25 protein-coding genes are annotated in these 22,713 nt (G+C 73.8%); 9 read left to right on the top strand and 16 right to left on the bottom strand.

The genetic code is table 11. The annotated features are described in order from the left end of the window. Positions 1 to 3: 3 nt before the first annotated feature. Positions 4 to 378 (bottom strand): cupin domain-containing protein, encoded by a 375-nt coding sequence (locus ACIRG6_RS36160; protein ID WP_364819732.1) that lies wholly within the window; start codon positions 376 to 378, stop codon positions 4 to 6. A gap of 99 nt (positions 379 to 477) precedes the next feature. On the opposite strand from ACIRG6_RS36160, the gene ACIRG6_RS36155 reads away from it, so the two are divergent. Then, positions 478 to 924 (top strand): MarR family winged helix-turn-helix transcriptional regulator, encoded by a 447-nt coding sequence (locus ACIRG6_RS36155; protein WP_364676921.1) that lies wholly within the window; start codon positions 478 to 480, stop codon positions 922 to 924. Positions 925 to 1,097: 173 nt separating this feature from the next. Then, positions 1,098 to 1,961 (top strand): esterase/lipase family protein, encoded by an 864-nt coding sequence (locus ACIRG6_RS36150; RefSeq protein ID WP_318217925.1) that lies wholly within the window; start codon positions 1,098 to 1,100, stop codon positions 1,959 to 1,961. 86 nt (positions 1,962 to 2,047) lie between these two features. Here ACIRG6_RS36150 and ACIRG6_RS36145 read toward each other — a convergent pair whose 3' ends face one another. Next, entirely contained in the window at positions 2,048 to 3,097 is a 1,050-nt protein-coding gene (locus ACIRG6_RS36145; RefSeq protein WP_403326130.1) for a lytic polysaccharide monooxygenase auxiliary activity family 9 protein, read from the bottom strand. A 166-nt stretch (positions 3,098 to 3,263) separates the two neighbouring features. Here ACIRG6_RS36145 and ACIRG6_RS36140 point away from each other — a divergent pair, with 166 nt between their 5' ends. After that, positions 3,264 to 3,722, top strand: coding sequence for a GNAT family N-acetyltransferase (locus tag ACIRG6_RS36140; RefSeq protein ID WP_403326127.1), 459 nt, complete (start codon positions 3,264 to 3,266; stop codon positions 3,720 to 3,722). A gap of 25 nt (positions 3,723 to 3,747) precedes the next feature. On the opposite strand, the gene ACIRG6_RS36135 is transcribed toward ACIRG6_RS36140, so the two are convergent. After that, positions 3,748 to 3,882 carry a hypothetical protein gene (locus ACIRG6_RS36135; RefSeq protein WP_364676915.1) on the bottom strand — a complete coding sequence of 45 codons (135 nt, stop codon included), beginning with the start codon at positions 3,880 to 3,882 and terminating at the stop codon, positions 3,748 to 3,750. Between the two features lie 112 nt (positions 3,883 to 3,994). Between ACIRG6_RS36135 and ACIRG6_RS36130 the strand changes: the two genes are divergently transcribed. Continuing rightward, entirely contained in the window at positions 3,995 to 4,612 is a 618-nt protein-coding gene (locus ACIRG6_RS36130) for a class I SAM-dependent methyltransferase (RefSeq protein ID WP_403326124.1), read from the top strand. 11 nt (positions 4,613 to 4,623) lie between these two features. Here ACIRG6_RS36130 and ACIRG6_RS36125 read toward each other — a convergent pair whose 3' ends face one another. Continuing rightward, entirely contained in the window at positions 4,624 to 5,124 is a 501-nt protein-coding gene (locus tag ACIRG6_RS36125) for a DUF402 domain-containing protein (RefSeq protein WP_364819742.1), read from the bottom strand. Continuing rightward, entirely contained in the window at positions 5,105 to 6,031 is a 927-nt protein-coding gene (locus ACIRG6_RS36120; protein ID WP_364676911.1) for a GNAT family N-acetyltransferase, read from the bottom strand. Before ACIRG6_RS36120 ends, ACIRG6_RS36125 begins: the two co-directional genes overlap by 20 nt. A 71-nt stretch (positions 6,032 to 6,102) precedes the next feature. On the opposite strand from ACIRG6_RS36120, the gene ACIRG6_RS36115 reads away from it, so the two are divergent. Continuing rightward, positions 6,103 to 6,471 (top strand): GntR family transcriptional regulator, encoded by a 369-nt coding sequence (locus ACIRG6_RS36115; protein WP_318217919.1) that lies wholly within the window; start codon positions 6,103 to 6,105, stop codon positions 6,469 to 6,471. An 81-nt stretch (positions 6,472 to 6,552) separates the two neighbouring features. Here ACIRG6_RS36115 and ACIRG6_RS36110 read toward each other — a convergent pair whose 3' ends face one another. The 5 genes from ACIRG6_RS36110 to ACIRG6_RS36090 form a co-directional block, all read right to left on the bottom strand. Next, a complete protein-coding gene (locus ACIRG6_RS36110) occupies positions 6,553 to 7,323 on the bottom strand; it encodes a DUF72 domain-containing protein (protein ID WP_364676910.1) in 771 nt (256 codons plus the stop codon). 16 nt (positions 7,324 to 7,339) lie between these two features. Next, a complete protein-coding gene (locus ACIRG6_RS36105) occupies positions 7,340 to 8,434 on the bottom strand; it encodes a DUF5925 domain-containing protein (RefSeq protein WP_225635737.1) in 1,095 nt (364 codons plus the stop codon). Between the two features lie 84 nt (positions 8,435 to 8,518). Then, a complete protein-coding gene (locus tag ACIRG6_RS36100; protein ID WP_403326118.1) occupies positions 8,519 to 9,334 on the bottom strand; it encodes a polysaccharide deacetylase family protein in 816 nt (271 codons plus the stop codon). Beyond that, positions 9,327 to 10,337 (bottom strand): glycosyltransferase family 2 protein, encoded by a 1,011-nt coding sequence (locus ACIRG6_RS36095; protein WP_403326115.1) that lies wholly within the window; start codon positions 10,335 to 10,337, stop codon positions 9,327 to 9,329. Before ACIRG6_RS36095 ends, ACIRG6_RS36100 begins: the two co-directional genes overlap by 8 nt. Then, a complete protein-coding gene (locus ACIRG6_RS36090) occupies positions 10,334 to 11,161 on the bottom strand; it encodes a glycosyltransferase family 2 protein (protein WP_350723581.1) in 828 nt (275 codons plus the stop codon). The genes ACIRG6_RS36095 and ACIRG6_RS36090 overlap by 4 nt, the downstream gene beginning before the upstream one ends. A 619-nt stretch (positions 11,162 to 11,780) precedes the next feature. On the opposite strand from ACIRG6_RS36090, the gene ACIRG6_RS36085 reads away from it, so the two are divergent. Beyond that, a complete protein-coding gene (locus ACIRG6_RS36085) occupies positions 11,781 to 12,587 on the top strand; it encodes an SGNH/GDSL hydrolase family protein (RefSeq protein WP_403326112.1) in 807 nt (268 codons plus the stop codon). Here ACIRG6_RS36085 and ACIRG6_RS36080 read toward each other — a convergent pair. The 4 genes from ACIRG6_RS36080 to ACIRG6_RS36065 all read right to left on the bottom strand — a co-directional run bounded on the left by ACIRG6_RS36080 (position 12,557) and on the right by ACIRG6_RS36065 (position 18,824). Beyond that, positions 12,557 to 14,209, bottom strand: coding sequence for a serine/threonine-protein kinase (locus tag ACIRG6_RS36080; RefSeq protein ID WP_403326109.1), 1,653 nt, complete (start codon positions 14,207 to 14,209; stop codon positions 12,557 to 12,559). The genes ACIRG6_RS36085 and ACIRG6_RS36080 overlap by 31 nt on opposite strands. 69 nt (positions 14,210 to 14,278) lie before the next feature. Continuing rightward, complete coding sequence (locus tag ACIRG6_RS36075) at positions 14,279 to 15,754, bottom strand: urease accessory protein UreH domain-containing protein (RefSeq protein ID WP_403326106.1); 1,476 nt, start codon at positions 15,752 to 15,754, stop codon at positions 14,279 to 14,281. Continuing rightward, on the bottom strand, positions 15,751 to 17,187 hold the full coding sequence (locus ACIRG6_RS36070; protein WP_403326103.1) for a tetratricopeptide repeat protein: 1,437 nt from the start codon (positions 17,185 to 17,187) through the stop codon (positions 15,751 to 15,753). The genes ACIRG6_RS36075 and ACIRG6_RS36070 overlap by 4 nt, the downstream gene beginning before the upstream one ends. Positions 17,188 to 17,285: 98 nt before the next feature. After that, entirely contained in the window at positions 17,286 to 18,824 is a 1,539-nt protein-coding gene (locus ACIRG6_RS36065; RefSeq protein WP_403326100.1) for a DUF4331 domain-containing protein, read from the bottom strand. A gap of 220 nt (positions 18,825 to 19,044) precedes the next feature. On the opposite strand from ACIRG6_RS36065, the gene ACIRG6_RS36060 reads away from it, so the two are divergent. From ACIRG6_RS36060 to ACIRG6_RS36050, 3 genes are all read left to right on the top strand, one after another. Next, a complete protein-coding gene (locus ACIRG6_RS36060) occupies positions 19,045 to 19,587 on the top strand; it encodes a sigma-70 family RNA polymerase sigma factor (protein WP_403326097.1) in 543 nt (180 codons plus the stop codon). After that, positions 19,584 to 20,399, top strand: coding sequence for an anti-sigma factor (locus tag ACIRG6_RS36055; RefSeq protein ID WP_364676899.1), 816 nt, complete (start codon positions 19,584 to 19,586; stop codon positions 20,397 to 20,399). The genes ACIRG6_RS36060 and ACIRG6_RS36055 overlap by 4 nt, the downstream gene beginning before the upstream one ends. 115 nt (positions 20,400 to 20,514) lie before the next feature. Continuing rightward, on the top strand, positions 20,515 to 20,784 hold the full coding sequence (locus ACIRG6_RS36050; protein WP_189230437.1) for a hypothetical protein: 270 nt from the start codon (positions 20,515 to 20,517) through the stop codon (positions 20,782 to 20,784). A 154-nt stretch (positions 20,785 to 20,938) separates the two neighbouring features. Here the strand turns inward: ACIRG6_RS36050 and ACIRG6_RS36045 are convergent, their stop codons facing one another. Continuing rightward, positions 20,939 to 21,760 carry an ABC transporter permease gene (locus ACIRG6_RS36045; protein ID WP_403326092.1) on the bottom strand — a complete coding sequence of 274 codons (822 nt, stop codon included), beginning with the start codon at positions 21,758 to 21,760 and terminating at the stop codon, positions 20,939 to 20,941. After that, on the bottom strand, positions 21,757 to 22,701 hold the full coding sequence (locus ACIRG6_RS36040; RefSeq protein ID WP_364819757.1) for an ATP-binding cassette domain-containing protein: 945 nt from the start codon (positions 22,699 to 22,701) through the stop codon (positions 21,757 to 21,759). Before ACIRG6_RS36040 ends, ACIRG6_RS36045 begins: the two co-directional genes overlap by 4 nt. Positions 22,702 to 22,713 lie beyond the last annotated feature (12 nt).

Genomic DNA, 22,713 nt, shown 5'->3' with positions numbered 1-22,713 from the left:
GGGTCAGTTGGCCCACGGGGGAGTGATCCGGGTGCCGTCCGCGAGCTCGGCCTCCAGACCGACGGAGGTGGTGACCCAGGACGTCGCGGTCCGGTCGGTGGGGTTCTCCACGGCGAGGGTCGCACCCGGGTTGATGATCACGGTGTCGCCCGCGGTGACGTGCTCGGCGCGGCCGTCGAGGGTGATCAGCAGCTCGCCGGTGAGCAGATGGAAGATCTCCTCCCGGTCGACGGTGTGCGCGGGCGCCTTCGTCCCCGCGGGGATCTCGCCCCGCCAGGCGCACAGCTCCCTGCTGCCGGTGCGGGGGGTGGCGTACGAGACGAAGCGGGCGCCGTGGATCTCGTGGGTGACGCCTTCGGACGAGCGGACGACGGGCATGACGGTCTCCCTGAGGCAATGGTCAAGCAGCTTGACTAACACGTGCGGCTCCATGGTCAAGCCGCTTGACCAATTCGTCAAGGGTGTTTCAATGCCCCCGTGCAGAACTCCGACGCCATGGCCCTGTCCGCCGCCCTGCTCGCCGCCGCCGGCGGGCTCACGCAGCGCATCCACGAGGGCGTCGTCGCCCGCGGCTTCGAAGGGCTGCGGCCCGCCCACGGCTTCGCCTTCACCCGGCTCGCCCCGGACGGCGCGACGGTCACCGACCTCGCCGCGCACCTCGGGGTGACCAAGCAGGCCGCCAGTCAGCTCGTCGACGAGCTGGTCCGCAAGGGGTACGCCGAACGCCGGCCGCACCCCGCCGACGCGCGGGCCCGGCTGGTCGTGCTGACCGAGCGGGGGTGGGCGTGCACGCGGGCCGCCGAGGAGGCGGCGGCCGAGGCCGTGCGCGGGTGGAGCGACGTGATCGGTGAGGGCGAGGTCCGCGTGCTGTACGGCCTTCTGGCCCGCGTCGCGCCCAACGGCCCTGTGCGACCCAGCTGGTGACCCCCTATCACCAGAGTGACGGCCGGCGCCGGTTGTCACTGGAAGTTTTTACTGACGCGTAACTTCACACTTGCACTACTCGCCCGTAACTTGACGGGTGAACAGCATCCCGTGATCCGGATCACAGGGCGTCATGCCGTCGCACCTCCCTTGAGCCGCAAGGAGATCACCCGATGCTGCCCTGGAAGCGAGTGCTCAGACCCCTGGCCGCGCTGCTGCTGACCGCCGCGGCCGCCCTGGTCCCCGCCACCACCGTCCACGCCGCCGACGCGCGTCCCAGCACCGGCTGGAACGACTACACCTGCAAGCCGTCCGCCGCCCACCCCCGCCCCGTCGTCCTGGTCCACGGCACCTTCGGGAACTCCGTCGACAACTGGCTGGGCCTCGCGCCCTACCTGACGCACCGCGGCTACTGCGTCTTCTCCCTCGACTACGGGCAACTGCCCGGCGTCCCGCTCTTCCACGGCCTCGGACCGGTCGAGAAGTCGGCCGAGCAGCTCTCCGCCCACGTCGACAAGGTGCTCGCCGCGACCGGCGCCGCGAAGGCCGACATCGTCGGCCACTCGCAGGGCGGCATGATGCCCCGCTACTACCTGAAGTTCCTCGGCGGGGCAGGCAAGGTGAACGCCCTCGTCGGCATCGCGCCCAGCAACCACGGCACCACCCTGTCCGGCCTCACGCACCTGCTGCCGTACTTCCCGGGGGCCGAGGACCTGCTGAACGAGCACACCCCCGCCCTCGCCGACCAGGTCGTCGGCTCCGACGTCCTCACCAAGCTCAACGAGGGCGGCGACACCGTGCCCGGCGTCCGCTACACCGTTCTCGCCACCCGGTACGACGAGGTGGTCACGCCGTACCGCGGCCAGTACCTGAGCGGGCCCGGCGTGCGCAACGTCCTGTTGCAGGACCTGTGCCCGCTCGATCTCTCCGAGCACCTGGCGATCGGGCTGCTCGACCGGATCGCCTTCCACGAGGTGGCCAACGCCCTCGACCCGGCGCACGCCACCCCCACCACCTGCGCCTCGGTCTTCGGCTGACCCCGGCGCCGGCATCCGGCACACCACGCGGGGCTTGTCCGGCCTGAGCCGCCGGACAAGCCCCGCGTTCCCCCTGTGGTCCCCGGTCAGCGACCGTGCCGGCCGCCGCCGAGCGCCCGCCGGCGCACCGACGCGAACAGCACCGCAGCGCCGAGCGCGAGGGCGGCGGCACCGCCGACGGCGAGGTACGAGGTGCTGCTGTCGCCGCCGGTCTCGGCGAGGTTCTCGGTACCGGCGCCGGCGGCCCTGACCTCGTTGGGCTCACCGGCCGCGGCGGCCTCGGGGGTCTCGGGGGTCTCTTCCGGAGCCGCCAGAGCGGCGGCCGGGTCGGTCGGGTCCGTCGTCGTCGCGGCGTCCTGGTCGCCGTGGCCGTGGTGCTCGACGGTCGACTTGTCCTGCGCCGCCGCGAGCTGCTCCTCGGACGGTGCGGAGGCCGACGGCGCCGGGGCGGCGCCGCTGTCCGCGTCACCGTCGCTCGCACCGCCGCCGCTTCCGCTGGCACCGCCGAAGGACACGTCCGAGCAGGAGTAGAACGCCTCCGGGCTGTCCGAGCGCTGCCAGACCGCGTACAGCAGGTGCTTGCCGGTGCGCTCGGGGAGCGTGCCGGAGAACGTGTAGTAGCCGCCCGAGGCCACCGGGTCGGTGACCGTCGCCACCGGGGCGGACAGATCCAGGTCGCCCCAGCCGAGCGGCTTCGCGGGGTCGTAGCCGGGCTTGGTGAGGTAGACCTTGAAGGTGCCCTTGTGCGGGGCCGTCACACGGTACTTGAAGGTGTAGGAGCCGCTGCTCACCCCGGTCGCGGGCCAGTCGGCGCGGGCCAGGTCGAGGCCCTTGAACTCCTCGCTGTTCGCGCTGCACAGCCTGCCGTCCGGGATCAGCTCCTGGTGCCGTCCGCCGGCGTCGCCGATGCGGATGCCGTTCCAGTCGTAGAGCGCCTGGGTGCCGCCGGCCGCGACCGCGGCCTTGCACGCGGCCGACTTCGGGCTCTCGGGGCCCTCGGCGTAACACTGCGACACCCGGCTGACCGGATCGCCCATCGAGCCGTGCGCCGACGCGGGCACGGCGGCCAGCGCGGTCAGGGCGAGCGGGGCGAGGCCGGCGGCGACGGCGGCGGCGACCCTGCGGGGTGCGGGCATGGGGAACTCCTCAACGGTCACTGGGACTTGGGCCGGAACCCGTGGGGTGATCAGCAAGCTAGCCCCTGGAAACCGTGAAATCCCCTGCTGGGAGCGGGTGGCGGCGATCTTTATGGCCGCGTTAAGGGAGTGCTCAGACTGCCCTCAGGTAACTACCGTTCGCGGTATGAGCAATGAGGAGATCAGGCCGGCGACCGCGGCCGACGTGCCCGCGGTCGAGGCCGTCACCGACGCGGCGTACCGCCCGTACATCGAGCGCATCGGGGTGGTGCCGAAGCCCATGGAGGCGGACCACGCGGCGGACGTGGCCGCGGGGAAGGTGTTCGTCGCACAAGCCCCGGGCGGCCCCGTCGTGGGCCTCGTGGTGCTGGACGTGTTCGAGGACCATCTGTTCCTCGACAGCATCGCCGTCCACCCCGACGCGCACGGCACGGGCGTCGGGCGGCGGCTGCTGCGGTTCGTGGACGCACGCGCGCGTGCGCTGGGCCTGCCCGAGGTCAGGCTCTACACGAACGCGTTGATGTGGGAGAACCAGCGGATCTACCCGAAGTACGGGTACGAGGCCGTGGAGCGCCGGGTGGACGGGCCCTACGACCGCGTCCACTACCGCAAGCGACTGCTCTGACGCGTCTCATGGCCGGGAGCCCCGGTCAGTGGTCCGGCCACCACGTGCGCGCGATGTCCTTCCGGACCTCCGGACGTCCCGCGGGGCGTTCGTCGGCCTCCTCGCGGACTCGGCGGGCGTCGGTCTTCTTCAGGGGCTTGTGCACGGTCAGACGGCGCATGGCTGCCTCCTCACGGATCCACCGGGTTCCGCGTTCTCACGGAGGTAGACCCTTTCCCCGAGAGTTCCTCATCGATGCATCGCTGTCAGTGGTGGATGTCACTCTTGAGCACATGACGGGCGACAGTGACAGGACGACCGCAGCGAGTATCGACTGGGACTCGAGGGCCGCCACCTTCGACGAGGAGTCCGACCACGGGCTGCGCGACCCCGGCGTGCGCCGGGCCTGGGCCGCCCGGCTGCGGTCCTGGCTGCCCGGGCGGCCCGGTGACGTCCTCGACCTGGGCTGCGGCACCGGCAGCCTGTCGCTGCTCGCGGCCGAGCAGGGACACCGCGTGACCGGCGTCGACCTCTCCCCGGCCATGGTGGAGCTGGCCCGGGCCAAACTCGCCGGTCGTGACGCGGTGTTCCTGTTCGGTGACGCCGGGGCACCGCCGGTGGGCGAGCGGCGCTTCGACGCCGTCCTGGTCCGGCACGTGCTGTGGACCCTGCCCGACCCCGGCCGCGTCCTGGCGCACTGGCGGGAGCTGCTGCGGCCGGGAGGGCGGCTGGTCCTGATCGAGGGCGTGTGGGGGAGCGTCACCCCGGTCGGTATACCCGCCGGCCGGCTCACCGGGCTCCTCGCCCCGCTCGGCGGGCAGGTCCGTGTGGAACGGCTGTCGGACGACCCGTCGTTGTGGGGCAAGGAGGTCGACGACGAGCGGTACGCGGTGGTCGCCCTGCCCGCGTGACCACCGGGTACCTACGCCAGCAGGTCCGTGAAACGGTGCCCGCGGGCCAGCCGCTCCAGTTCGTCCAGCGCGGCCACGGCGGCACCGGCGGCCCCCGGGTCCCGCTCCGCCAGGCCGCTCTCGGCGAACTCGTCCTCGTCCAGCCGGCGTACGTCCGAGCCGTCCGCGGAGCGCCACAGGTCCAGGTCGAGGTCCTCGACGACCAGTTCCGTCCCCGTCAGCACGGCGGGGCGGGTGATGTCGCAGTACCAGCCCTTCACCGCGCCCGTGGCGGCACGGACCTCCTTCACGGCGTACCAGCGGTCGCGCCAGTAGTACTCGGTGAAGACGTCCCCGGCCTCGAAGCGCACGAAGCCGAAGTCACGGACGCCGTCACCGGCCCAGGGGGCGCGGACCACGATCCGCGTGCCGTCGTCGTGCAGCAGCTCGCTCGGGTAACGGATCTTCGTGCGGCCCGCCTTGACCAGGACGACCTCCACCCGGTCCGGTGATTCAGCCGAGTTCGCGGACATACCGCACCTCCGTCGCGCAGACCTCGTACCCGAGCCCCTTGTTGATGGCGAGCATCGGGCCGTTGCCGGTGTCGTTGCCCGTGAAGGCCTCCGTGCACCCCGCCGCGCGGGCGCGGTGCAGGGAGTCGGTCTTGGCGAGCTTGGCCAGGCCCCTGCCGCGGTGGGTGCCGGCGGTGCCGGTCATGGCGGTCGAGTAACGGGTGCCGGAGGTGTGGGCGATGCTGAACGCGGCCGGGCGGCCGTCGACGAGCACGACCGTGGTCAGCTCCCGGTTCAGCAGCGGGTGCCGCCAGGTCTCCGCGAGCCAGGCCTGGTAGTCCGTGAACTCGTAGTCCACGTCGCTCGGTTCGTCCGCCGCCGTCTCCGCGTCCAGCTCGAACAGCGGGCGGGGGTCGTCCTCGAAGTCGGCCGCGGTGCGCAGCTCGGCGCCCGGGGGAGGGGACGACGGGGGCGGGAGCGTGCCGTTCACCAGGTCCAGCCGGAGGAAGTGTGCCGAGCGCCGCCGCTCGTAGCCGTACCGCTCGGCGAAGGCCCGGTCGGCGGGCTCGTCCAGCACCCAGGCGAACAGCTTGGTCGCGCCCTCGCCGGCCAGGTACTCCTCGGCCGTGCGCGCCAGCAGCCCGCCGGCACCGTGCCGGACCCTGTCCGGGTGGACATAGATGTTGAGGAACCCCTGCCCGGGTTCCGGGCTGTCGTGGACCAGCCCGACCTGCGCGGTGCCGATGATCTCGCCGTCCTCCTCCGCGACCAGGGAGCGGAAGCGCGCCTTCGGGTGGGACCGGGTGAGGGCGTGGACGATCGAGTCCGGGGTGAACAGGATGTACGGCAGGGCGGCGTGCCGGACCCGGGCGAAGCCCTCCAGGTCGGCCCGCACCCCAGGGCGCAGATCGCGCACGATGACGGTCATGGGGCCGCACGCTACGCGGGGCCGGGGGCGCGATGCCTCCGAATTTCCGGCGGGTGCGGGACAATCGCCGGGTGACCTTGAAGATCCACATCGACGACGGCGCCCCGCCCTACGAGCAGGTGCGCGCGCAGATCTCCGAACAGGCGCGGTCGGGCGCGCTGCCGGTCGGGTACCGGCTGCCGACGGTGCGCGGACTGGCCGAGTCCCTGGGGCTCGCCGCCAACACGGTCGCCAAGGCGTACCGGGCCCTGGAGGCGGACGGGGTGATCGAGACGCGGGGGCGCAACGGAACGTTCGTCGCCGCGGCGGGCTCGGCGGCGGAGCGGGAGCTGGCGGTCGGCGCGCAGGAGTTCGCCTCGCGGGCTCGGCGGCTCGGGGTGACGGAGTCCGATGCGCTGGGGGCCGTACGGGATGCGCTGCGGGCGGCTTACGGGGATTGAGCGTCGTTCGGGGCGGGGCTGTCGGTCGGCTGCGGGTGCGTCGTGGCTGGTCGCGCCCACGCGGCGGAGCCGCACAGTGTCTCAGCCCCGCGCCCCTTCGGGGCGCGTCCGGGTGACCGTCAGGTTCGCCCTTTCCGCGAGCCGGGCGAACGTCACCGCGTTCCGAACGGCCGCTCCGTTCGGGTCGTTGTTGAAGTAGGTGTAGACGTCGTGGTCGTCCGGCCAGGTCGTGGCGATGCGGTCGATCCATGTCGCCAGTGAGCGGCGGCCGTAGTGCGGCCAGGCGGCGGCCCTGCCCTGGTGGAAGCGGACGTAGCCCCAGTCGGCGGTGCGCCACAGGGGGGTGACCGGGCGGGCCAGGACGTCCGCCCAGCACAGCGCCGCACCCCGGGACTCCAGCACCCCGCGCACCTCGGGCGTCCACCAGGACTCGTGCCGGGGTTCCACCGCGACCCGGGTGCCGGGCGGGAAGCAGGCCAGGCACGCGTCCAGCAGGCCCGCGTCGCAGCGCAGGGTCGGCGGCAGTTGCAGCAGCACCGGACCGAGGCGGTCGCCCAGACCGGCCGCGTGGGTCATCAGACGGTCGACCGGCTCCTCGGGGTCCCGCAGGCGTTTGATGTGGGTGAGATAGCGGCTCGCCTTGACCGCGACCACGAAGTCCGGCGGCACCCGTTCGCGCCAGCCCTCGAAGGTCTCCCGCGTGGGCAGCCGGTAGAACGCGTTGTTGATCTCCACCGTCGCGAAGCCGGCCGCGTACCGCTCCAGCCACAGCCGTACGGGCAGGCCGGGCGGGTACAGGACGTCCCGCCAGTCCCGGTACTGCCAGCCCGACGTGCCGACGAACAGGGTCATACTCCCCATCAAACAGCTACAGGTACAGCCCCGCCTCCGCGCCGTCCCGCGGCTCCGGCAGCGTGGTCGGCGAGGTGCCCCGGCGCAGCGCGAACAGCTCCGCCAGCGTCGCGCCCTCCCGGCCGACGCCCTCCTCGGTGCCGAGCCAGTTCACCGCCTCCCGGCGGGTGAGCGGGCCCACCTCGATGCGGGCCAGGCAGCGGCCGGGGCGGACGACGGCGGGGTGCAGCCGCTCCAGGTCCTCGTTGGTCGTCACCCCGACCAGCACGTTGCGGCCCTGGCCCAGCAGCCCGTCCGTGAGGTTCAGCAGCCGTGAGAGGGCCTGCCCGGCGGTGTGCTTGGCCTCGCCGCGGATCAGCTCGTCGCAGTCCTCCAGCAGCAGCAGCCGCCAGCGGTCCTTGCCCGAGGCGTCCTCCTCGCCGATGGCGATGTCCATCAGATAGCCGACGTCGGAGAAGAGCCGCTCGGGGTCCAGTACGCAGTCCACCTGGCACCAGTCCCGCCAGGACCGGGCGAGCGTCCGCAGCGCCGACGTCTTGCCGGTGCCCGGCGGCCCGTGCAGGAGCAGCAGCCGGCCCGCGATGTCCTCGGGGGTCGTCTTCATCAGGCCGTCCATCGCCTCCGCGACCGGCGCCGTGTAGTTGGCCCGGACCTCGGCCCAGGTGCCGGCCGAGATCTGCCGGGTGGTGCGGTGCGGGCCGCGCCGCGGGGAGACGTACCAGAAGCCCATCGTGACGTTCTCGGGCTGCGGCTCGGGTTCGTCCGTCGCGCCGTCCGTCGCGTCGCCGAGCACCTTCTGGGCCAGGTCGGCGCTGGTCGCCGTCACCGTGACGTCGGCCCCCCGGCTCCAGCGCGAGACGAGCAGCGTCCAGCCGTCGCCCTCCGCCAGGGTGGCGCTGCGGTCGTCGTCACGGGCGACGCGCAGCACGCGCGCGCCGGGCGGCAGCAGCGTCGCCCCGGACCGCACGCGGTCGATGTTCGCGGCGTGCGCGAACGGCTGCTCGCCGGTGGCGAAACGGCCGAGGAACAGCGCGTCGACCACGTCGGAGGGGGAGTCGCTGTCGTCGACGTTGAGCCGGATCGGCAGGGCGTCGTGCGGGTTCACGGACATGCCGCCATGATCGGGCACGCGGACGCCGCGTGCACCCGTTTTCCCGGGCACACGCGGCATACGCGGCACCTGGCGGCCGGTGGTTCAGGCACCGGCCCCCGGCATCCGTGCCCGCGCCCGGCGTGTCCCGCGGAGCAGGGCGTACCCCTTGGTGAGGGCACGGTCGCGGGCGAACGTGCGGGCGATCGCGCGCCCCTCCAGCAGCCGGGCGAACTCCTCGGGCCCCGTGCCGCGGCGCACGGTGACCCGCCGCAGGGCGTACGGTCCCTGGCGCCGGCGCGCCAGGCCGTTGCCGACGGCGAGCGCCTGTGCGTACCCCGTCTCGCGCACCGCCCGCCGCACCCGGCGGTCCGAGTAGCCGTACGGGTAGGCGAACGAGGCCGGCGCGGTGCCCAGTTGGTCGGTGAGGATCTCCCGGCAGTGGATCAGCTCGTACCGCAGCGGGTCCTCGCCGAGCTGGTCGAGCTGCGGATGGGTGTGGCTGTGCCCGCCGATCTCCACGCCGGCGGCGGCCAGTTCGCGGACCTGGTCCCAGTCGAGCATGGTGTCCAGGGCGCCCCCGGTGTCGTACGGGCCGCGCAGCCAGCCGGTCGAGACGAACAGCGTGGCCGGGAACTCGTGCTTGGCGAGCACGGGCAGCGCGTGCCGGTGCACGCCCTCGTAGCCGTCGTCGAACGTGATGAGGACCGGCCGCTCGGGCAGCGGGCCGCCGCAGCGCCAGGCGGCGGCCAGCTCCGCGGTGCCGACCGGGGTGAGACCCCGGTCGGCGATCGCCGCCATCTGCTCGGCGAAGGCCCGCGGGGTCACGGACAGGGCCCGGGTCGCCTTGTTCGGGTCGGCCGCGACCGCGTGGTACATGAGGATCGGCACCCGCGCGTCGGCCACGGACACCTCAGCCATGCGCGCCCCCCTCCGCCGGTTCGAGGGGAGCCACCGAGAACGTGGCCCCGCTACGCCGCGCCCGTACGCTGCCCACCACATAGCCGCCGGCCGCCGTGAGCACTCCGGCGACGATCGCCCCCGCCCGGCGCGCGCCGCCCGGCCGGGCCAGCGCGGCATCGCGCAGGCCGCGCACCACCCCGGCCGGCAGCACCCGGGTGGTGTACCGGCGTTCGGACTCCAGCCCCTTGTCCGCCCCGACGCTCCGGGCCACCAGCGCCTTGGACAGGCCCTCGGCGTAGGTGCGGGTGCGGAAGTAGCCGAAGTGCTCGCGCGCCCCGGGCACCCGGTGGTGGATCACCGCGCGGTCGTCGATCAGCAGCACCGCGTCGGGCCGGGCGCGGGAGAGCCGGATGCACAGCTCCGTCTCCTCGCAGCCCAGCGGACGTTTGTCGCCGTCGCGTCCGATGCCGGTGGCGAAGCCGCCCGCCGCGTCGAACGCCTCGCGCCGGAAGGAGGCGTTGCCGCCGAGCACGTTGCGCACCCGGACCCGGCCGGGCGGCAGGCCGCGGTACGTGCAGCCCACCACCCAGTCGAACTCCTCCGGGAACCAGTCCGGCCGGCGCCCCGACGCCCAGACGGGCTCCGTGCGCCCGCCGACGGCCATGACCGCCGGATCGGTGTACCCGGCGGCGAAGTGCCGCAGCCAGTCGCGCTCGGCCACGGCGTCGTCGTCGAGGAAGGCGACGACCTCGCCGCGCGAGGCCGCGATGCCGGTGTTGCGGCCGGCCGACAGCCCGCGGGGGCCCGCGTTGGTGAGCACCCGCGTGTCCGGGACTTCCTCGTACTCCTTGGCCAGCCGGTCCCGGAGCGCCTCGTTGTGGTCGACGACCAGCAGTGTCTCCAGGGCCGGGTGGGACTGCGCCCGCACCGAGGAGACCGCCGCGAGGATGTCCTCCCAGCGGTCCTCGGTGTAGACGCAGATCACCACCGAGATGGTGAGCGGGGTGGCGGCAGTGCTCAAGACACCTTCCCCCGCGCCGAGTCGACCGACACGAGCGTCGGCGCGTGCGTACGGCTGCGCAGGGCCCGCCGGTTGGAGCGCTCGTCGAGGATCACTCTGAGCACCCGCAGCCCGTCCCGCACGGCGCGCAGGTTGCTCACGCCGTGGATGCGCAGGTACTCGTGGCTGGGTATCTCCTGCACCTTCAGACCGGCCTTGACGACCCGGATGTTCATCAGGGTCTCGACCTCGAAGCCGGTGCAGTCGAGGTCGATCTTGTCCAGGCAGTGCCGCCAGAACGCGTTGTAGCCGTAGCAGAGGTCGGTGTAGCGGGCGCCGAACTTCCGGTTGACGACCGCGCACAGGGCGCGGTTGCCGAGCTTGCGTATGAAGGTCATGTCGTCGGTGCCGCCGCCGTTGGCGAAGCGGGAGCCCTTGGCGAAGTCGGCGCCCGAGACGAGGGCGGAGACGTACGAGACGATCTCCTGGCCGTCGGCCGAGCCGTCGGCGTCGACCATCACGATGATGTCCCCGGTGCACGCCTTGAAGCCGGTGATCAGCGCGTCGCCCTTGCCCTTGCCGCGCTGCTCGACGACCTTGACGTCCGGCCACAGTTCCCGGGCGACCTCGACGGTGTCGTCGGTGGAGTTGCCGTCCACGAGGACGACCTCGTGGATCCAGTCGGGCAGCGTCTTGAAGACGTAGGGAAGGTTCTCCGCCTCGTTCATCGCGGGGATGACCACGCTCACCGGCGGAGCGATGGCCAGGTGCGAGGAGACGGGCCGGTACTTCCCGGCGGGTGACGGATCGTTGTCCGTCGCCGCCGGCTGCAGAACTGAGCTCATGAGTCTGGTCCCTCTCGTCCGGCGGACCGCCCGCCCCAGGGGCGGTCCGGCTCTGAATCCGGTTCGAAAGGGGGGTTCTCACGCATGGCGCGACGGCATGGACCCCCGTGCGTGCCAGGTGAGCTGGCAAAGCCTGTCGACGCCGACAAGAGAAACGGCAGCCGACCGCGCGGCACGGCCCGGCCACCGAAGTGGTCACCGAGCACGGCACCCCCCTACCGCGCCCCGCCCCGGTCCGCCGCGGCCTCGAGCCCTCCCCTGAGCCGCTTGCCGACGTACCGATGCGGGAGATGTATGACGGTATTGACGATTGAACCCCTATGGCAAGACCTGAAACGAGGTCTCACATTTTTGTTGTTTTGCCGTCATCCGTTCTTCTTGAGAGGCGATCTCGCGCGGGTGTGGGTCCCCAGACCGTTCCGCTTTGCCCCCCGAAGCCCAAGATGCCGGGCCTCAATGTGGCCCAGTCCGCCGGAGAGCGTCAAGACGGCACTGGTGTTCCCGCTGGCTTTCGTCCGATTTTGAATCATCGTCAGCCAGATCTTGGCATGGACACTTCCTGTCAACACGCGTAGCTGCTACCACGGTTGAGGCAGAGATCCTGCTAAAGGGAGGTTCCATGAGACGTCCCCGACTTGTCGGCTTCCTGACTTCAGTTCTCCTGGCCGCCGGCGCCGCCCTCACCGGGGCCGCGACGGCCCAGGCGTCCCCGACCGCGGTCACCGGCGGCTTCGTAGCCCTCGGCGACTCCTACTCCTCCGGCGTCGGAGCGGGCAGCTACATCAGCTCCAGCGGCGACTGCAAGCGCAGCACCAAGGCCTACCCCTACCTGTGGGCGGCCTCCCACTCACCCTCGTCGTTCGACTTCACCGCCTGCTCCGGCGCCCGTACGGGTGATGTTCTCGCCGGACAGCTCGGCCCGCTCAGCTCCTCCACGGGCCTCGTCTCGATCAGCATCGGTGGCAACGACGCCGGTTTCGCCGACGTCATGACGACCTGTGTGCTCGAGTCCGACAGCTCCTGCCTGTCACGCGTCGCCACGGCGCGGGCGTACGTCGACCAGACCCTGCCCGGCAACCTCGACAGCGTCTACTCGGCGATCCGCACCAAGGCCCCGAACGCCCACGTCGTCGTCATCGGCTACCCGCGCTTCTACAAGCTCGGCACCTCCTGCATCGGCCTCTCCGAGACCAAGCGGAAGGCGATCAACGACGCCTCCGACCTGCTCAACACCACCATCGCCAAGCGCGCCGCCGACCACGGCTTCACCTTCGGCGACGTGCGTCCCCCCTTCACCGGGCACGAGATCTGCTCCGGCAGTGCCTGGCTGCACAGCGTGAACTGGCTCAACATCGGTGAGTCGTACCACCCGACCGCGGGCGGCCAGTCGGGCGGCTACCTGCCGGTCCTCAACAGCGCCGCCTGACCCGAAGCGGAAGGAGAAGCGGAAGAGCTGGAGGAGGGGGAGGCCCCGCCCGTCGGGGTCTCCGTCTCCGTCTCGCAGGTCACCGAGAACGCCACCGCGTCCGACGTGACCTCCACCGGCTCCCGCACCTCCACGCGGACGGCGCTCTCGAACGCGCCACTGTCCCCGTTCGTCGTCACGACGACGGTGTCCTGCCGCGAGCGGCCACCGCCCGCCGGGAAGGACAGGGTCTTCCAGCCCGGGTCGGAGACCTTCCCGTCCTCCGTCACCCACCGGTAGCCGACCTGTGCCGGCAGCCGCCCCACCGTGAACGTCGCCGTGAAGGCGGGCGCCTGGTCGTGCGGCGGGGGACAGCTCCCCGAGTAGTGGGTGTGCGAGCCCCTCAGGGACACCTTCACCGACTGCGGCGGGGGACTGCTCTCAGGACTGCCGCTCCCGGAACCGGCCGACGGACTCGGCTCCGCACTGTCGTCGGTCCGGCTCGGCGCCGCCGAACTCGCCCCCGGCGAACGGCTCTCTCCCGAACCCTCCGTGCCGCCACCGCCGTCCCCACGGTTCAACAGCGTGTACGTCAGTCCGGCCAGCGCGAGCGCGAGCACGGCCAGCCCCACGACCAGCACGGCCCGTGCGCGGCCCTCCCGGTGCTCGGGCGCGGTGGGCCCCGGTCCCGCCGACGTCGCCGGCACGGGCATCGGGGGCGTCGGCGACACCGGCCCCGGGCCGGCCGCGACCGTCGGGTCGTACGCGCCGGCCGGTGCCGTGGCCGCGAGCGGCGGGCCGCCCCCGGCAGGCGTGCCGCCGGCCGCGACGAGCCGCAGGTCCTGCTCCGCCCGCCCGGCCGGCAGCCGCTCCGCCGGGTCCTTGCGCAGCAGGCCCTCGACGACGGGTGCGAGCGCACCGGCCCGGTGCGGCGGCGGCAGTTCCTCGTCGACGACCGCCCGCAGGGTGCTCAGCGGAGTGTCCTGACGGAACGGCGAGGAGCCCTCGACGGCCGCGTACAGCAGTACGCCCAGCGACCACAGGTCGGACTCCGGACCGGGCGTGCGGCCCAGGGCCCGTTCCGGGGCGAGGTACTCGGGGGAGCCGACGACCTCGCCGGTCATGGTCAGCGCGGAGCTGCCCTCGACCATGGCGATCCCGAAGTCGGTGAGCACCACCCGGCCGTCGTTGGACAGCAGCACGTTGGCCGGTTTCACGTCCCGGTGCAGCACGCCCGCCGCGTGCGCGGCCCGCAGCGCGGCGAGCACCTCGGCGCCGATGCGGGCGGCCCGCCGCGGCTCCAAGGGGCCCTCCGCGTCCAGCAGGTCGGCCAGGGACAGGCCGCGCACCAGCTCCATCACGATCCAGGGCCGGCCGTCGTCGGTGGCCACGTCGTACACCGTGACGACGTTGCGGTGGGCGACGCGGGCGGCGGCCCAGGCCTCCCGCTCCAGCCGGGCGTACATCCGTCCCACCTCGGCGTCCGGGAGCCCGGCCGGCGCGCGGACCTCCTTGACGGCGACCTCGCGGTGCAGCACCTCGTCGCGGGCCCGCCACACCGTGCCCATGCCGCCCTCGCCGAGAGGGGACAGGAGACGGTAGCGGCCGGCGACCACACGCTCACTGCCGGGGTCTTCGAACACCGGCGCCCCCTATGGCGTCTCGCGCGGCTTCGCCCCGCGCTGGTCCCGGAGATTCTTCCCAAAAGTAGCTCAGCCCAGTGCGGATGCCGCCCCCCTGAACACCAATCCGGCGCCGACGGCCACGACGGCGCAGGCCGACGCCAGGGGAGTGACCCGCCGTACCAGGGCGGCCGGCGGGCTCGACGTCCAGCGGGGGCGCCGGTTCAGCACGCGGCGCACACCGTCGCCGAGCCGGATCACCGCGACACCGGCCGCGGTGAGGGTGAGGGCGAGTCCGGCGCCGTACGCGACCACCAGCAGCAGCCCGAACCAGGCCTGCCCGAGCGCCGCCGCACCGACGAGCACCACCACCGCGGACGGACTGGGCACGAGCCCGCCGGCGAAGCCGAGGAGGACGGTGCCGCGCAGGGTGGGGCGGGTGTGCTCCCCGTGATGGTCCCCGTGGCTGTGGCTGTGGCTGTGGGAGTGGGAGTGGGAGTGGGAGTGGGAGTGCGGGCGTCCCCGGTCGCGCAGGGCGCGGCGCAGGAGGTTCGCGCCCGCCAGCGTCACCAGGACGCCGCCCGCGACGCCCAGCCAGGCGACGACCGAGGGCCCGGCGGCCGACCCCGCGGTGACCAGGAGGCCGAGGGCGACCACGCCCAGGGTGTGCGTGACCGTCACCGAGGCGGCCAGCGGCAGGACGTCCTTCAGCCGGGCCCCGCCGCCCCGGGCGGCCGCCGCCGCGGCCATCAGGGTCTTGCCGTGGCCCGGCGCGAGCGCGTGCAGGGCGCCGAGGACGACCGCGAGGGCGAGGGCGATACCGGCGAAGCCGAGGGTGAGATCGCGGCGGGCGACGAGCGACTCGAGCGCCCGCGTCCAGCGGTCGGCGCCGCGCGGCAGCACGGAGGCGGCTGGAGCGTCCTGGCGTTCCCGCTCCAGGGCCGGTCCGCCCGGCCGGACCCGCAGCGAGGCGGTCGCGGTGTCCGCCGGGGAGGAGAGCAGCTCGTCGGGATAGCGCGTCAGTTCCCGCGAGACCGACGCCTCGGGCACGTCCGACGCGGTGAGCGTCGTACGGTCGCCGCGCGCGCTGATCTCCCGCCAGCCGGGGCCGGAGGCGGAACCGGCGGCGCGGAAGGCGACGGCGACCGTGGCGGACGTGGGAAGCGGCGCGGTGAGCCGGCACTCGACGCGCAGGGTGTCGAGCCCGGCCTGGCCCGGCCGCACCCGGGCGTGGCTGCGCCGCGCGGTGAGGGCGACGGTGCGGCCGTCGACGGTGAGCCGGCTGTCCCGGGCCGCCGTCTCGCAGCGCCGCCGGGCCCACTCGGCCGTGCCGAGCCGTTCGCGGTCCGGGCCGGCCTGCGTCGCCGGGATCTCGGCGAGGTCCTCGACGTGGTCGACACGCAGTTCGCCCGGGGCCGTGACCAGGCCGTCGTAGCGGTTGACCGTGAAGTTGCCGAGGGGATGCGCGCCCGCTACCTGAACGGGCAGCAGGGCAAGCGCGGCGGCGGCGACCAGCACGGCCGCGGCGCGCGCCGGGAGGCCGAGGGCCGGACGCACGCGGCTCACCGGTCCGCCTCCCGGCCGTCGAGGAGCGCACGCGCCTCGCGGGCGCCGAGCGGCGAGAACCCGGGGTTGAGGTCCAGGGCCGCCCGCAGATGCCGGCGCGCGTCCCGGTCGTGGCCCACGGCCCGCTCGATCACGCCGAGATGGTGGAGGAAGGCGGCGTCGCGGTAACCGGGGGCGGCGGCCCGGCGGGCGTACGGCAGGGCTTCGGCGTCACGGCCGTTGACGTGCAGCGCCCAGGCGAGGGCGTCCGCCGTGTGCACGGTGCGGCGGCGGTCCCACTCGGCGCGGGCCGCGCGCAGCGCCGCCGCCCGGTCGCCGTGGTCGGCCGCGGCGAGGGCGGTGTCCAGGTCGGCGTTGACGCCGCCCGCGCGGGCGAGTGCCGTCCACGCGTCGACGAGGGCGTACTGCGCGCGGGCCCCGGCCGTGTCGCCCCGGGCCTCGTACAGCTCGCCGAGTGCGACGAGCGGACCGGGCAGCGGGGCGCGGGCCACCACGGCCTCCAGGTCCGCGACGGCACCGTCCTCGTCACCGCTCGCGGCCCGGGCGCGGGCTCGGCCCTCCAGGGCGGGCAGGTAGGCGTCGTCTGCGGCGAGGGCGCGGGCGTAGTGGCGCAGGGCCGCCGGATACTCGCCCTGACTCCAGGCGAGCCGGCCGAGCTGGGTGGCGACGTAGGCGACGTCCCCGGGCGAGGAGGCCGCGGCGAGGGCCTGGTCCAGTACCCGGCGTGCGGTGGCCACGTCGCCGCGCAGCTCCCGTACGTACGCGTACCGGGTGAAGACCGGGACGCCGGGCCGCCGCGCGTCGGCGGTGTCGGCCGCCCGCGCCGCGTCGTCGTAGCGGCCGAGTTCGACGAGGGCGTCGACACGGGAGCACAGGGCGCGCTCGCTGTAGGGGTTCGCCTTCAGGGCCCGGTCCGCGTACGTCAGCGCGTCGGCGAACTCGTGCCGGGCGGCGGCGAGGGCGGCGCGGCCGGCGAGGGCCTGGTCGTTGCCGGGGCGCAGCTCCAGCGAGCGCCCGAGGGCCCGCTCGGCCCGCGGGTAGCGCGAGGGGTCGCCGTCGGTGCGGGCCTGCTCGACGTAGGCCAGGCCGAGGGCCGCCCAGCCGGCGAAGTCCCGTGGCTGCTCCCGCAGGCGGCCCTCCAGGGCGCGGATGTCGCCGCCCGGTGCCGCAGCGCTCAGCAGTCCCGGCGCCCCGGGCCGGCCGACCGCACCGGCCGCCGGAACGCCCCGCCCCTCCTGCGCGCCCCCGGCCGCGACGGCCCCCGCGGTCAGTGCCACGGCCAGCAGCACGGCACACCCGGCGAGCCGCAGCGACCGCACCGCGGCGGCCCGCCGGTCGCGGGCGGCCGTATCGCGGGCGGGGGTTCCGGGATCACGGGCTCCGGCGCCGGCCGGGTCCTTCTCGAGCGCGCTGTTCTCGCTGTGCGGGGGCATGCCTCTCCTCGTGCGAACAGGGGACGACGGGACGGAAGGCGGCGCGGCCCGCCGTGGGGGAGGGGAAGGAGCGGGCCGCGCCGGTCTGAGGGGGCCGGTCACCAGGCGCGGCCCCGGGTGCGGCGCCACCACACCAGGGCGCCGCCGGCCAGCAGGATGCCGACGGCGCCCGCGCCCGCCGAGGCGGCGATCAGCGTCGTGCCGGAACCGGCGGGCCGCAGCGCGTCGCCCAGCTGATTGCGAACGTCGTTGCCCTCTCCCGCACCGCCCGCCAGCGGACCGCGCGAACCCTCCGTCGGGTGCGCCAGGTAAGGGAAGGTGTGCCCGAACTCCTTGTCGTTGGCGTCGACCGCGTCGCCCAGGTCGTTCTTCGCGCCGACCAGCTCGCCCTCGACGACCTGGAGTGCCGCGTCGATCACGTCGTCGGTGAGCCGGCGCCCGTTGGGGAAGCCGGCGGTGTCGCCGTCGAGGACGCCGAGCCGCCTGGGTTCGGCGGCCGGGGCGACCGAGGTGTTCAGGCGCAGCTGTTCCGAAGGCGTCACGTGGGGCGGCTGGTTGAGCTCCGGCACCCCCTTGAGGAACACGTCGACGAGGTCGTCGCGCGGCTCGGCGGGCGCCTTGATCTTGTAGATCGCCTCGACGAGCTTCGGCAGCTCGGGCTGGGTGACGTTGGGCAGGAACCGCGCGTCGTCCGCCGGCGCGGACGCGTTGAAGGTGTCCTTGTCCGCGAGCGGGTTGACCACCTCGTTCACCAGCGGGTTGCCCAGGCGCGACACCTGGGTGAAGTGCCCCTGAGCGTTCTTGCGCCGGGTCGTCGACCAGATCCCGACGACCGGCTGCCCGGCCGACTCCACGATCATGTCGGTGGGGACCTGGAGGGCGATCGAGTTGACGTTGTACCCCTTGAGGGTGTCGTTGCCGACCTCGGACAGGTTCCCGCCGTACAGCAGGTCGAAGACGCGCAGGTCCAGGAAGAACGGGTCGTCGGCCTGCCCGGCGAAGGTCTGCCCGCCGCCGGCCAGCTGGTGGACCGCCTGGTCGCGCAGCGCTCCGTAGTCCGGCATCGACGCCCTGCCGACGTCGGACGGGGCGGCCGGCACGTCGTCGGCGACGGTGGTGCGGGACATCTCCTTCCCGCCGTGCAGCCTGATCAGGTCGATGTCGTAGGTCTGCGTGATGTTGAGGTCCGGGTCGTCGAGGCTGGTGACGGGGCCCGTGTTGTAGAGGAACGACCGGTCGTTCTTCGTGTGCGTGGTGAAGGTGTACCGGAACACCAGATCGCCCTGCGCGTCGCCGTCGTTGTCGATGTTCAGGTCGTACTGGGCGTCCTCGGCGAACGTGAAGAAGTTCGGTCCGCCCGCCGGTTCCTCGAACGGGATCCAGTTCGCGACGACTGTCGTGGTGTCCGGCCGGTCCGGGCTCACGAAGGCGTAGAGGTCCGTGTTGTCGTACCGCGGGGTCCCCGATATCAGCGGCGCCTCCCGGTGGCTGGAGGCGGACGCCGCCCCCGGTTCCAGCGCGGTCACCCCGGCGGCCGCGAGCCCTCCGGCGGCCAGCGCGCCGCAGATCAGCGCGGCGACGCCGCCGCGTCCGGTGCGTCCGCGCCCCGTACCACCGCTTCTGGAGATAGGTGTCATGCCGTCCGTCCCTCGGTGCCGAATTCCCTGACGCACCGGCATTCGGAGCGGTCCCGCACCCGGATTGGTCCCGCCCCGGATTCGGGTCCGCGGCCGATCGCACACCCGCGGACCCGCGTTTTCCGCCCGCTGATCCGTAATTCCTCCACAGGGCGCGGCCGTTGCGCGCGGCCCAGGCGATGCGGACGGGCCCGGCGCGGCTCGCGGAGAGGGGGAGCGGGTGGAGGCGGACGAGCTGCTGACGCTCGTGGCGAACGGTGACCAGAAGGCCTTCGAGGAGCTGTACGGACTGGTGTCCGGTCCGGTGTTCGGACTTGTCCGGCGCGTGGTGCGCGACCCCGCCCAGTCGGAGGAGGTCGCCCAGGAGGTGCTGCTCGAACTGTGGCGCTCCGCCGCGCGGTTCGACCCGCGCCGGGGCAGCGCCCTGTCCTGGGTCCTCACCCTCGCCCACCGCCGCGCCGTCGACCGGGTGCGCAGCGCCCGCGCGGCCGGCGAACGTGAGCGGCGCGAGGCCCGGCGTGCCCACCACCCGGCCTTCGACCAGGTCCAGGAGGAGGTCGAGGCCGGTCTCGAACGCGAGTGGGTGCGCCGCTGCCTGGACCGGCTGACCGCCCTCCAGCGCCAGTCGGTCACCCTCGCCTACTACGACGGCTACACCTACCGGGAAGTGGCCGAGCGGCTCTCCCTCCCCCTGGGCACGGTGAAGACAAGGATGAGAGACGGGCTCAACCGCCTGCGCGACTGCCTGGGAGGGACCGCATGAGCCTCTTCGGCCGGATGTTCCCGCGCCGCGGCGACCTCCACTCGCTCGCCGCGCCCTACGCGCTCGACGCCCTGGAGGGCCCCGAACGGGTCCGCTTCGAGAAGCACCTCGGCACCTGCGACCGCTGCGCGTGCGAGGTGCGGGACCTGTCCGAGGACGCCGTGCGCCTGGCCTGGTCCACGGCCGCCCCGGCGCCCGCCGCCCTGCGCGACCGCGTCCTGGCCGCCGTACGCGCCACCGCGCAGGAGCCCGCGCCCCGGCGTGGGCCCGCGCGCCGGCTGCCGCCGCACGTCTGGGGCGTCCGGCCGCCCCCGGAACGCGCCCGCGCCGCCCGGCCGCGCCCCCTGATGGTGCCGTTCGCCACCGTGACCGCCGCCGCGGCCCTCGTCGTCGCCGCGCTCTTCGCCGTGCAGGCCGGCCGGACCCAGGACGAGCTGGACACCGCGCGGGACCGGGCGCGTGAGATCGCCCACGTCCTGTCGGCTCCGGACGCCCGCGCCACGAGCGGCGTGGACGGCCGGGGCCGCGGCGTCGCGGTGGTCGCCTCCGCCTCCGAGGGGCGCGCGGTCGTCACCCTGCGCGGATACGGCGAGCCGTCCGGTGGCCGCGTGCACCAGCTGTGGCTCATGCGCCCCGGCGCCGTCCCGCGCTCCCTGGGGCTCTTCGACGGCGACACGCCCCTGCTCGCGTCGAACCTGGACCGGTCCGCGACGTCACTGGCCGTGACCGTCGAGCCCGGCGGGGGCTCGGCCCGGCCCACCAGCACGCCTGTTGTCCAACTCGCCCTGGAATCTGTTGGATTCGGAGAGTAATCGTCAACACCCTTACGGGGAAGGTGAATCCTGTGACCGCGATACACGGCTGCCTCACCGGGGCGATAGGGTTACCCTGCCCGGGCCGGGTGGACTCGTACGGGTGGGGAGTGACATGGAACAGATAACAGTGCGCAGCAGGGCAAGGGTGCCCGCGATCACCTGCGGGAGCAGCGCGACCAGTTCGCGCCTCGACCGCCATCTCGCGGTGCTCGGAGGCCCCGCCCTTCCGCAGCGGGAGACGCTGGAGGCGACGTCGCTGATGCGCGAGCTGACCGCGCGTGAGCCCGCGCACAAGCGCAGCAGCAGGGGCGCCCGGGTCCGCCGGGTCTCGCTCTTCGCGCCACTGCGCCGACTGCGCCGCTCGCTGTTCGGCGGCAACTGAGGCCCGCGCCACGGTGATCACACCGTCCCGGCGCGGCGCCGCGCACCCGTCCGTCATCCCCACGGCACGCGGTGGCGCCCCGGTGTGATCCCCGGCGCGGGCACGTCCCCGTCCCGCCGTGTCCCCGCCCGGCGGTGACGAAGGCCCGGCCCGCTCAGCGCTCGCCGTGCGCGTACCCGCGTACGGCGAGCGGCGCGAACACCGCCAGCAGTACCGCACACCAGGCCAGCGACCCGGCGACGGGATGCGCCACCGGCCAGGCGGCGCCCTCCGGCACGGGCGCGTTGCCGAAGAGATCACGCAGCGCCGTGGTCACCGCACTGATCGGATTCCACTCGGCCACCGTGCGCAGCCACCCCGGCAGTCCCCCGGTCGGGATGTACGCGTTGGACAGCAGCGGCAGCACGAAGGTCGCCCCGCCCAGCTGACCGGCGGCCTCCTCGCTCCGGGTGAGCAGGCCCAGGTAGATCCCGATCCACGTCGTGGCGAACCGGAACAGCAGCAACAGCCCCACGGCACCGGCCGCGCCGAGCGCACCGCCCTCCACCCGCCAGCCCACGGCGAGCCCGACCAGCAGGAACGGCGCCGTCCCGGCGGCCGTGACGAGCACGTCCGCGACCGCCTGCCCGAGCGGCACCGCGGCCCGGCTCACCGGCAGGGTGCGCAGCCGGTCCGTCACACCCCGGTGCGTGTCCTGGGCGGCCTGGAACATGCCCGTCATGATCCCGTTCGCGGCCGTCGCCACCAGCAGGCCCGGCACCAGGAAGGACCGGTACTCCGCGCCCGGCATCGCCAGCGCGCTGCCGAAGACGTAGCCGAAGAACAGCAGCATCGTCACCGGCATCGTCTGGGTGAGGATCAGCAGCCCCGGATTGTTCCGGATCCGCCGCAACTGCCGGCCCAGCATCGCGGCGCCGTCGTACGTCAGGTCGTACGGCGTGGTCCGTCCCGTCGTCGTTGCCGTCGTCGTGCTCATGCCGCGAGCTCCTTGCTGCCGGTCAGGCGGAGGAAGACGTCGTCCAGGGTCGGCGGGCGCAGGCTCGCGTCCACCAGGGGCACGCCCGCCGCGTCGAGTTCGCGCACCAGGCGCGGGAGCGTGAGGGTCGGGTCGGTGCTCACCGCGCCGACCGTCAGGCGTTCGTGGTCGAGCACCGGCTGCGTCCCGGTTAGCCGGTCGAGGACGCCCGCCGCCCGCTCCAGGGCGTCCGCGTCCGCGACGACGGCCTCCGCGTGCGCCCCGACCAGCGCCTTGAGCTCGGCCGGCGACCCCGTGTGCGCCACCTGTCCCCGGTCCACCAGGGCGATGTCGTCGGCGAGACGGTCGGCCTCCTCCAGGTACTGCGTGGTCAGCACCACGGTCGTGCCGTCCTCCTTCAGGGCCCGCACCGCGTCCCAGATCTGATTCCGGCTGGCCGGGTCCAGACCGGTCGTCGGCTCGTCCAGGAAGAGCACCTCGGGCCGGCGGATCAGGCTCGCCGCCAGGTCGAGGCGGCGCCGCATGCCGCCCGACAGGGTCGATGCGGGCCGGTCGGCGGCCTCGGTGAGGCCGAACCGGTCGAGCAGCTCGGCGGCCCGCGCGGAGGCGTCCCGCACCCGGTGCAGCCGGGCGAACAGCCGCAGGTTCTGGCGTCCGGTGAGGTCCCCGTCGACCGAGGCGTACTGCCCGGTCACGCCGATCCGGCGCCGGACGGCCGCGGCCTCCCGTACGAGGTCGTGGCCCGCGATCCGTGCCGAGCCCGCGTCCGGCCGCAGCAGCGTGGTCAGCAGCCGCACCGCCGTGGTCTTGCCCGCCCCGTTCGGCCCGAGCAGCCCGCACACCGTGCCCTCGGCCACCGCGAGGTCCAGCCCGCGCAGGGCGCGCACGTCGCCGAAGCGCTTCTCCAGACCTTCACTAAGTACAGCGTACGTAGTAGTCATGGGAGGACCATA

Origin of the sequence: Streptomyces flaveolus, from assembly GCF_044765825.1 — a bacterium.
Taxonomy (GTDB): Bacteria; Actinomycetota; Actinomycetes; order Streptomycetales; family Streptomycetaceae; genus Streptomyces; species Streptomyces flaveolus.
The sequence above is the reverse complement of the archived record's forward strand: the minus strand, read 5'-3'. Positions and strand labels throughout refer to the sequence as shown.

What these genes read in the sequence shown, in the direction of transcription:
- ACIRG6_RS36065 (WP_403326100.1), bottom strand. Translation starts at nt 18,824, where the DNA reads ATGACACCTATCTCCAGAAGCGGTGGTACGGGGCGCGGACGCACCGGA.
- ACIRG6_RS36100 (WP_403326118.1), bottom strand. Translation starts at nt 9,334, where the DNA reads ATGGCTGAGGTGTCCGTGGCCGACGCGCGGGTGCCGATCCTCATGTAC.
- ACIRG6_RS36050 (WP_189230437.1), top strand. Translation starts at nt 20,515, where the DNA reads ATGGAACAGATAACAGTGCGCAGCAGGGCAAGGGTGCCCGCGATCACC.
- ACIRG6_RS36110 (WP_364676910.1), bottom strand. Translation starts at nt 7,323, where the DNA reads ATGACCCTGTTCGTCGGCACGTCGGGCTGGCAGTACCGGGACTGGCGG.
- ACIRG6_RS36130 (WP_403326124.1), top strand. Translation starts at nt 3,995, where the DNA reads ATGACGGGCGACAGTGACAGGACGACCGCAGCGAGTATCGACTGGGAC.
- ACIRG6_RS36135 (WP_364676915.1), bottom strand. Translation starts at nt 3,882, where the DNA reads ATGCGCCGTCTGACCGTGCACAAGCCCCTGAAGAAGACCGACGCCCGC.
- ACIRG6_RS36150 (WP_318217925.1), top strand. Translation starts at nt 1,098, where the DNA reads ATGCTGCCCTGGAAGCGAGTGCTCAGACCCCTGGCCGCGCTGCTGCTG.
- ACIRG6_RS36145 (WP_403326130.1), bottom strand. Translation starts at nt 3,097, where the DNA reads ATGCCCGCACCCCGCAGGGTCGCCGCCGCCGTCGCCGCCGGCCTCGCC.
- ACIRG6_RS36055 (WP_364676899.1), top strand. Translation starts at nt 19,584, where the DNA reads ATGAGCCTCTTCGGCCGGATGTTCCCGCGCCGCGGCGACCTCCACTCG.
- ACIRG6_RS36125 (WP_364819742.1), bottom strand. Translation starts at nt 5,124, where the DNA reads ATGTCCGCGAACTCGGCTGAATCACCGGACCGGGTGGAGGTCGTCCTG.
- ACIRG6_RS36090 (WP_350723581.1), bottom strand. Translation starts at nt 11,161, where the DNA reads ATGAGCTCAGTTCTGCAGCCGGCGGCGACGGACAACGATCCGTCACCC.
- ACIRG6_RS36085 (WP_403326112.1), top strand. Translation starts at nt 11,781, where the DNA reads ATGAGACGTCCCCGACTTGTCGGCTTCCTGACTTCAGTTCTCCTGGCC.
- ACIRG6_RS36160 (WP_364819732.1), bottom strand. Translation starts at nt 378, where the DNA reads ATGCCCGTCGTCCGCTCGTCCGAAGGCGTCACCCACGAGATCCACGGC.
- ACIRG6_RS36140 (WP_403326127.1), top strand. Translation starts at nt 3,264, where the DNA reads ATGAGCAATGAGGAGATCAGGCCGGCGACCGCGGCCGACGTGCCCGCG.
- ACIRG6_RS36045 (WP_403326092.1), bottom strand. Translation starts at nt 21,760, where the DNA reads ATGAGCACGACGACGGCAACGACGACGGGACGGACCACGCCGTACGAC.
- ACIRG6_RS36120 (WP_364676911.1), bottom strand. Translation starts at nt 6,031, where the DNA reads ATGACCGTCATCGTGCGCGATCTGCGCCCTGGGGTGCGGGCCGACCTG.
- ACIRG6_RS36040 (WP_364819757.1), bottom strand. Translation starts at nt 22,701, where the DNA reads ATGACTACTACGTACGCTGTACTTAGTGAAGGTCTGGAGAAGCGCTTC.
- ACIRG6_RS36105 (WP_225635737.1), bottom strand. Translation starts at nt 8,434, where the DNA reads ATGTCCGTGAACCCGCACGACGCCCTGCCGATCCGGCTCAACGTCGAC.
- ACIRG6_RS36070 (WP_403326103.1), bottom strand. Translation starts at nt 17,187, where the DNA reads ATGCCCCCGCACAGCGAGAACAGCGCGCTCGAGAAGGACCCGGCCGGC.